This window comes from Bartonella sp. OC16QHHD (genome assembly GCF_042194035.1).
GTDB lineage: Bacteria > Pseudomonadota > Alphaproteobacteria > Rhizobiales > Rhizobiaceae > Bartonella.
The window spans coordinates 1-7258 of the sequence record NZ_JBHIMJ010000090.1; the positions used below are offsets into that span (position 1 = coordinate 1).

Consider the following 7258-nt stretch of genomic DNA (forward strand, 5'->3'; position numbering starts at 1 on the left):
ACTGCGGAAGAGGAAGCGCGTATAAACGCAAAGATTGATGCGCAGTTTGCTGACTTTAGAGACCACACCATTGATGTTGCACGGGCTGCTGGGGGCGTTGCCGCTGCCCTTGCCGGTGGCAATGTTGATGCCGGTGCCGATGCCGCAGGTAATGCCGCTGCAAATAACTACCTCAGCAGTGCGCAACAAGCTCAGATGGAGAAAGAATTAAAGGAGTGTCCTGACCTTTTATGTGAAGCAGCAGTGTCTGCGAAGTGGTCTGCGATTAGTACAGGGCAAGATATAAGCTTTGGGGCAGGTATGGTAGCTGGTGTACCGGCTGAAGTATACGGTACGGTTGATGGTTTTTTGCAAATAATCAGTTCTCCTACGGTTGGTGACTTGATACAAATAGCCAAAAATTCCAAAGAGATTTTGAAAGCGCTCAAAGATTTCTTCACCAGTGGTAAGGTTTTGGCTACCCTTGGGCATGCCTTTGCACAGCCCTATGTAGATCGCATTAATAAAATGGAGGAGGAATATGAGCGAGCCGGTGCCGGTGGTTCCTTTAATGCTGGTCTTGAATTTGGAAAATTATTGACTGAAGTAGCAACGCTGTTTTTGGGAGGTGCTGGAGCAGCCAAGGAAGGTATAAAGCTTGGCGAAAAGGCTGTGATCAAGTTCAATGCTAGGAAAGATTTTGCCCAATTTGCTTCCAAGAAAAATCTTGCAGAACTTGCAGCTCAGGGAGATCCTGACAAACTAGCTGCTAGGAAAGAACTAACTAAACTCGCTGCTAAAGAAAAAAAGCTTTGGTTAAAAAAGAAACCCACTAAATTTACCGATAGCAAATTTGGTCAGACGAACAAAGCCTATCAGAGAGACGATTTGTTTGATCCTAATAAAAGGGTAAAATGGATGGAAAACAAAAAAGAAGTGTGGGGCACCAATATTGAGAGAATGGAAGCAGGAAGAGCACCTATAGGTTTTGATGGTCAATCTGTTGAGTTGCATCACCTAAAACAAACGCCTGAAGGGCCCATAGCAGAAATGAGCAAGGAATCTCATAACAAATATAGTTCCGTGATTCATAATAATCCAAAAACACATCAATCGCTTATAGAGAGAAAAAAGTTTGAGAAGTGGAGAGCGGAATATTGGAAGGAACGTGCTAAAGGGTATAGAGAACAAACAAACAGTAATTTAGGAGGAATAATTGATATGAGATGGGGTATCATAGGGATAGATTTTGACGGATGGGGACAGGAGCATCGGCAGTAATGCTCTACGGTTAATTGAAAAGAGAAAAAGAAACTTATAAAATAATTTATGGAGGATAATTGATGAAAACCTATACCTTAGATGATGTTATAGAATTAGTTAATAAAGTTGATAAATATGATAGTGATATTGTCAGTTTTGGGACTGCAGAAAATGCTGTCGATGATATATGGATTGAAAAGGCGGAGAAAGCTCTCGGTTTGCAATTCACATCTTCTTATAAAAGTTTTTTAAAAAATTATAAAGGAGGAGATATTGGTGGTGATGAAATCTATAGTCTTTATGAAGATTGTGTAGATTTTCCTTTTAATGATATTGTTTGTCAAAATTTAAATTATTATAGAAAACGTGGTTTTGCAACATCAGAACAGCTTGTCGTGAGTAGTACTGATTTTGGTGAAACCTTTTACTTTGATTATACGCAGTTTCGGGATGGAGAATGCCCACTTTATGTCATGCTTCCATCTGAGGATTGCGAATATTACGCTAGCAATTTTTATGAATTCCTTTGCAAAAGAATTAAAGAAAGCGTGGGAGCTGAGATACCTGATGGTGATCAACCGATTGAAAAGATTGAGAACACTCCCACTCCGCAACCTATACCTTTTTACAAGAGTTTTTGGAAAAAACTATGGAAGAGGTGAAATTGATAGTGAGAAAATATATAGTCTTTCTAGAGAGCCTAAGTATTACACAAGTAATTTTTATGTAAAAGAATTACAGATCATGCTGGGGGAATGATGATGCAAACCAAAGATGTCACAGAGATTTTAAAAAGACTGGGCTGGGAGCCTTATCGTGATAACGTGGGGGATACCTTTGCGCATTATCATCTTCCCGATCGCATTGTCGGTATTGGCTATGGTGTAAAAAATTATGGAGAGAGTGGCAAAGAGTTTTTGCTTTCGGCTGATCTCACCACCGCTGCTTATTGTCTTGCTCGGGAATATTCTAGAGGTGAAAAATCACAGCGTAAATATGGAGATGTGCTGTTTTACGCGAAGGAGGATTTTAATGTTAAAGCTCCGGATCTTTCCGAAAGCCATATCACAACCGCTTTAAACAAAGTGATTGCATGGGCGCAAGCACAGGATATTGAAAAAAAGTTGTGCGAGGAAGCTGCTGATCATTCTGCCGTTGCACAAGCATTACTTGGTGATATGGAGGCTTTAAGGAGTGATAGATCTACCCCAAAACTATCTGTGCCAGAATTTGCTGATTATAAAACAATGACATCGGATGATCGCCTGCTTTTTTTTTGCGCAAGCCTATAAAAATGGGGAGTTGGATGATATTCTAACGCGCAAAAAAACCAAACAGCGCTCGATAAGCCTCACAGCAGCAATGCGCGTTCTCAAAACACAAGGGTGGTTTGCTACGGAGCCTGGAAAAATGTGGTTGATTTTGCCCGACTGCTTCATTCAATTTGATTTTGGTTTTATACGTCTTCATGATAATTACAATGTCCGTATTGAAGCTGAAATATCTAATGAAATGATTTCTGTTGCTTGCAATTGTATTCACTTTAGTGAGGAATATTGGTGCGTTTCTCCTACGGGGCTTTATAATTCTTTTAATACGATTGGGGGGGATTTTTAGTGGTTTTGGTAAAGGCATTGATATTTGTGTAGAGACATTAGATGAGCAAGAGCTTATCAAAATCTCTGAGCGGATAATACAATGGGCACGTGCCCAAGATTTACAAGCATCAATAGAAAGCAAAACACGTGTTCAAAAGTATAGCTACAATATAGATATAGTCTGGCATTTGGCTTGTTTAGCATTAACAGGTCAAATTGATGTCCTGAAATCTTATCAAAATTTTTTAGAAGCAGGTACGATTTCTGAATATTTAGATGACGATGATGTGGAAAAATATGTTAATCACGCTGTTCAATTTGCTGAAGGACATCTGACCGTTTTAAAGGAGCGAGAGGCGGCAGATGCACGTATTGGTGTACAATCTTTGGCTCTTCTTAATACAGTTTCTGAAACATTAAAAATGATGAACTGGACAGTCTATCGCGACAAAAATTATAATCGTAATGCCTATTTTATAAGCAAAGACCGTATCATTAATATAATGTACAGTCTTGATAGAAAAGGAAAAACACCGATCCTTATATTCAAGGCTTCACTTTCAACACTTGCCTTTTCCACTGCTCATAGAGAGATATTTCTATAATATGCCTCAATATATAGCCCTCAAAGAAGCAGAAGAATTTTATACAGTTTCTAGTACTGAATTGGCTGAAGACAAGCTAAAGCAGATTTGTACAGATATACTTGAATGGGCAGATCGACAAAATGTCAATCAGATCATTTATAATTATGTAGCTTTTTCCCCAGACAGTGAACTTGATCTTGTAGCGCGTCACCTTATTGCGCTTGTTTTGATTGGGGATGTTGAAAAGCTCAAATCTTATAAGGAGAATTTTAGAAAGGGAGATCCTTTAGGTTTTGTGGAAGAAATCTCAAAATATAGAATTGATAATCTCCTCACTCTTGCACGGGGTTATCGAGCAGGTTTTCCGAAAAATGCACCGATTTTGAGCTTGGATCCGCAAACAGCATCTGTTGCTTCCAAAACTATTGCTGTTGAGGCGACAGAGGAAGCAGATGATACTGATGATCGTCTCACCATGGAAAGTGCTCATGCACTTTTGAAAAGCTTAGGTTGGTTGACTAAGAAAATCAATGAGAATGACCATATGGCAAGCTATCAATTGGCTGATCGTGAAGTAGACATTCTTTATAACGACGAAATTGCCAAAGATTGTCCGCAATTTGATAGCGCCTTTATGATTAGTACCGGTATTCTTTCCGCTGCTTGTAAATTCATTGATCCTACCCACACGGAAGATATCCCAGATATACAGCTTAATTTTGAAGCAAAGGGGTTAGAAATCTTTGAACCAGAAGTTACTGCGGATCGCTTAAAGCAAGCGCTTGATGATGCTTTAGAATGGGCATCCAAAGGGATTGATCTTTCTAAAAGGCTACGCTCTGATTATGGTATAGCTCCTTGGGAAAAGGATGCAACGTCTAGAGCAAACGATGCACATTATGCTTTGCTTCATCTTGGTGCTCTTGCTTTGTTGGGTGATGCTGAAACCTTACAATCTTATCAGAAAAGTTTTGCAGCAGGGGATCACCTAGGCTTTGACGAGAGCATCCAACAGCTTCATATTAAACGTGCATTAACTTTAGCCAAAGAAGTAGCAAAGATGAAGCAAGAGAGTTACACTTTGATTGAACGGGTAGCAAAAGATTTTGGTAATCACTCAGAGCTTTCTAGCGAGGAATAACCTCCTTCTTGGAAGTAGAGTTTATTTAAGTCTATTTAGAACAAAGAATAAATTGATTATTTTGAAAAAATCGAGGGGATTATGAATCATGAAATGGATAAAGAAAAAAAATATGAGGGCAGCTGAGCCTGTGGAATTAAAAAGTCAAAAAGTTTATCAGGAATATGAACTGTTTGATCCTGAAACAGTTTCTTCTTGGAAAGAAAAAGGACACATAATAACAGGTACAAATGTGGAAAGAATGGCATCAGGAAGAGCTCCTATTGGAGTCGATTGTAGGCCTATTATGTTACATCCTGTGACACAAGAACAAGATAGTCCTCTCGTTGAGGTTCTCTACTCATTTTATCAAGGCAGGAGTTTGGTTGCTCCTATGAATCCAAAGACAAATTTTATCAGAAAAATTATTTGTTGGATTTCAAAAAAAATTCCTAAGTAGGAAAAAAGAAAAAGTAATTATTGCAAATATTGGAGTAATGTCCCTAAAAGGCGCTCTCTAAACTTTAATGATCACCTCCTTTAATTCCATCATATATTGTAAATGCGAGATGATTGTACAGAGACAGATGAGAAAAGAGCTCCTTCAAGAACATATCTCTTATGATTTTATCAATCTCATCCGAATTCCATTGGCTATAGTAGAAAAAGATTGATCATTAGAAACACTCATTATGAGTAAAAACACGCTGTGACTTATGGAGAAAAATTTATGAAAAGTTATACTTTATCAGATGTTGCACAATATGTTGATATACATAGTCATGTTATTAATTTTGGTACTCAAGATAATGCCCCTGATGATGTACGGATTAAAACAGCTGAGAACACTCTTGGTTTACAATTTACCTCTTCCTATAAGAGTTTTTTAAAAAATTATGGAGGAGGAGAAATTGGTGGTGAAGAAATTTTTAGCATTTATAACGCAAGTTTTGAGGATTGTCCTGCTGGTGATATTGTGCATAAAAACTTATATCATAGGAAACATGGTTTTGCGACACCAGAACAGCTCGTTGTGAGTTATGATCTTGATGAAACCTTTTATTTTGATTATACGCAGTTTCGGGATGGTGAATGCCCACTCTATCTCAAGTATACATCTGAAGATTGCGAATATTACGCAAGTAATTTTTATGAATTTCTCTGCAAAAGAATTAAAGAGTATGCAGGGGAAGATTCATGAAAACCTATACCTTAGATGATGTTATACAACTAGTTGATAAATAGGATAATTGCGATTTATTGCTTGTTATGAAAACATCTAAAAAGAGATTGATCATTATAAAGATTAGCAAAATCCCTTTTAATAGACCGTGTCAGTGTTGTCAGTTCTTTTTAGAGCCTATATTATTTTTTTTAAATGAGAGAAAATTAAAATCAATATATTTCAATAGGTTAGTATTTTAATGATACAACCTTTATTAAATGGTAACCCATAAATTCAACTCACAATATATATTTGTCAGTTATGTGTCAGTAAATTGAACTGACAAAATAGATTATTTTAGTGAGTGATTAAAATGTGCTTTATGAAAAGCATATGATCCTTTAAAGCCTTTCAAAAGATAGTTTGTAACTCATAAGAAATGCTATCAAGATCCTTATGGTTGTTAGTTTTGAAGATTTTGAGTATTTTGAGGGTTTGAGAAACATTCAAAACCTATAAGTAATATAAGAAAATGAATATACATAACCCTCTTTAAATAAAGCTTCTGATAACAATAAAGCACTCATTTTAGATTACGGTTTAATCTTTTAAAGGCAATGTAAAAGAAGCGTATTCACTTTAAGATGGGATTTCTTAAAAGTCTTAAAGCAATTCAAAGTAGAGTATTTAAAAGTGTAAGTTTCTTCTTTTTAGAATAATGCATATAAACACTCCTTTTAAAGATTGTATCTAATCAACTTAACAAGAGAGGTATAGATTATGGTTATAAGATTCTATACCCCTTTGTGAGTTTAGCAAGCCAAGTCTATTCAGTTTCTCTAATTTCTAATTTTGGTAAGTTCTTAACAATTTTCATTGTCTCTAAACTTACGGTAATAACCCTCTGAAATAACTCTAGAGGGTAGGCAGGGTTGCCAATGGTTTCAACAGCATAACGATTGGCATCATTAACAATGCCACTCTTTTTATCAGTCTTAACACATTGACGCCCCATAACCCATTCAAGAGCGGATTTACCATTAACGATATACTCACAAGCGTCAAGAGGGATATCTGTTATTGTGATATTGTTATTATAAATAACAGTGGTTTTATCTTTCTCTTTACCTGCTTTTGCGAATTTCATTTCAGTCACGTAATAGAATTTTTCTGGATTAGAGATCTCTGTAACTTTTGGATTACCTTTTTTAAAGGTTACGGGATAAGGTTTTACAGTTTCATAATTCACGTGCAAATGATCCAGTTCACGCCCTGTTACAACAGAGCTCCGTTTTCGTATAAGGGGTTTAAGTCTCTTCAAAAGAATTAAAACGAAGCTTATTAAATCCATTTTGAACGAATTGAGAAAAAATGCAGAAAAATGCTAAAAAAGCCGATAATTTTTTCAAAAGAGTTTTTAAATGCTGTTTATCCGCAGCCCATGAGAGAGATCAGATCAGCAAAATAGTGAAATTTGCTGTTTATTTTATGGAAAAAAAACAAATGAAGCATGTGCTTTTAAAATATCATAATAATTATTTTGATA

Annotated in this window: 4 protein-coding genes and 2 pseudogenes; 5 read left to right on the forward strand and 1 reads right to left on the reverse strand. The window is 36.5% G+C overall.

The window, feature by feature from the left end:
* The 5 genes and pseudogenes from ACFIK1_RS09310 to ACFIK1_RS09330 all read left to right on the forward strand — a co-directional run.
* On the forward strand, positions 1–1260 hold a 1260-nt coding region (locus tag ACFIK1_RS09310), incomplete at its 5' end, for an HNH/ENDO VII family nuclease (protein ID WP_375662648.1).
* A 62-nt stretch (positions 1261–1322) separates the two neighbouring features.
* Positions 1323–1904, forward strand: coding sequence for an SMI1/KNR4 family protein (locus tag ACFIK1_RS09315; protein WP_375662649.1), 582 nt, complete (start codon positions 1323–1325; stop codon positions 1902–1904).
* Positions 1905–2003: 99 nt separating this feature from the next.
* Positions 2004–4568: pseudogene (locus ACFIK1_RS09320) on the forward strand (DUF6990 domain-containing protein).
* Positions 4569–4656: 88 nt separating this feature from the next.
* Entirely contained in the window at positions 4657–5007 is a 351-nt protein-coding gene (locus ACFIK1_RS09325) for an HNH/ENDO VII family nuclease (RefSeq protein WP_375662650.1), read from the forward strand.
* 270 nt (positions 5008–5277) lie between these two features.
* Entirely contained in the window at positions 5278–5748 is a 471-nt protein-coding gene (locus tag ACFIK1_RS09330; RefSeq protein ID WP_375662651.1) for an SMI1/KNR4 family protein, read from the forward strand.
* A 790-nt stretch (positions 5749–6538) separates the two neighbouring features.
* Here the strand turns inward: ACFIK1_RS09330 and ACFIK1_RS09335 are convergent.
* Positions 6539–6994, reverse strand: a pseudogene (locus ACFIK1_RS09335) (type ISP restriction/modification enzyme); the annotation flags it as partial.
* Positions 6995–7258: the final 264 nt, after the last annotated feature.